Raw genomic sequence first — 735 nt, forward strand, 5'->3', positions numbered from 1 at the left:
AGCCGCTGGAAGGGCTGGACATGGACAAGATCATCGCCATGATGGTCGGCCGTTCACTCAACCAGCGCTTCCCGGACAAAACTAACGTGCCGGGTGAAGTGATTCTGGAGGTGCGCAATCTGACCTCGCTGCGCCAGCCATCGATCCGTGATATCTCGTTTGATCTGCACAAAGGCGAGATTCTGGGGATTGCCGGCCTGGTGGGCGCCAAGCGTACTGACATTGTGGAAACCTTATTTGGTATCCGTGAGAAGTCGGGCGGCACCATTAAACTGCACGGTAAAGCGATTAATAACCACAGCGCCAACGAAGCCATCAACCATGGTTTTGCGCTGGTGACGGAAGAGCGGCGTTCCACCGGGATTTATGCCTACCTGGATATTGGTTTTAACTCGCTCATTTCTAATATCAAGAAATATAAATCCAGTATGGGTCTGCTGGATAATAAACGCATGAAAAGCGATACCCAGTGGGTCATTGATGCCATGCGGGTGAAAACGCCCGGCCATCATACCCAAATTGGATCGCTCTCCGGCGGTAACCAGCAAAAAGTCATTATTGGTCGCTGGTTATTGACGCAGCCGGAAATACTGATGCTTGATGAACCGACGCGCGGTATTGACGTCGGCGCTAAATTCGAGATTTATCAGCTGATCTCGGAGCTGGCGAAAAAAGAAAAGGGCATCATTATTATCTCTTCTGAAATGCCAGAGCTGCTGGGCATTACCGACCGTA

At 50.9% G+C, this 735-nt stretch carries 1 protein-coding gene; it reads left to right on the forward strand.

The features are described 5' to 3' along the window. A partial coding sequence (locus QMM04_RS22885) for an ATP-binding cassette domain-containing protein (protein ID WP_282997182.1) occupies positions 1-735 on the forward strand: 735 nt, incomplete at both ends.

The sequence above is a fragment of the Pantoea sp. Pa-EAmG genome (assembly GCF_030024295.1).
GTDB classification, from domain to species: Bacteria; Pseudomonadota; Gammaproteobacteria; order Enterobacterales; family Enterobacteriaceae; genus Pantoea; species Pantoea dispersa.